Origin of the sequence: Ligilactobacillus salitolerans (assembly GCF_003864415.1) — a bacterium.
In the GTDB taxonomy this organism is placed as follows: domain Bacteria; phylum Bacillota; class Bacilli; order Lactobacillales; family Lactobacillaceae; genus Ligilactobacillus; species Ligilactobacillus salitolerans.
The window spans coordinates 1-390 of record NZ_BFFP01000118.1; the positions used below are offsets into that span (position 1 = coordinate 1).

At 40.5% G+C, this 390-nt stretch carries 1 protein-coding gene; it reads right to left on the reverse strand.

Annotated features, from left to right (window positions below; all coding sequences use genetic code 11):
- Positions 1–390 (reverse strand): DDE-type integrase/transposase/recombinase (locus LFYK43_RS12320; RefSeq protein WP_148095642.1); only part of this gene is annotated, 390 nt, incomplete at both ends.

The following is a 390-nucleotide window of genomic DNA, read 5'->3' on the forward strand; positions in this document are numbered from 1 at the left end:
AAGCAAAAAATTCGGTTTTCATATGACTCCAGAAACTTTCCATTGGACTATTGTCACCAGGTGTTCCCGGACGTGACATCCTATGCGTGATTCCCAAGCCTGCCAGCATTGTATTATATGCTCCTGAAGTATAACTTGAGCCTTGATCACTATGCAAAAGTGCTGGTTTGATCCCATGATTATTCTTGATTGCTGTCTCAAAAGTCTCTGTCACTAATGTTGCCGTTTCTGTATTTTCAACTCTCCAGGAGATAATACTATGATCGTAAAGGTCTTTAATCGCACTTAAACGCAATTTTGATTCCTGATTTGCACCGAATCTAAGTTCACTACAGTCGGTAACCCAAATTTGATTTGGGTGATCTGGATGAAAATCATGTCCTGCATCGG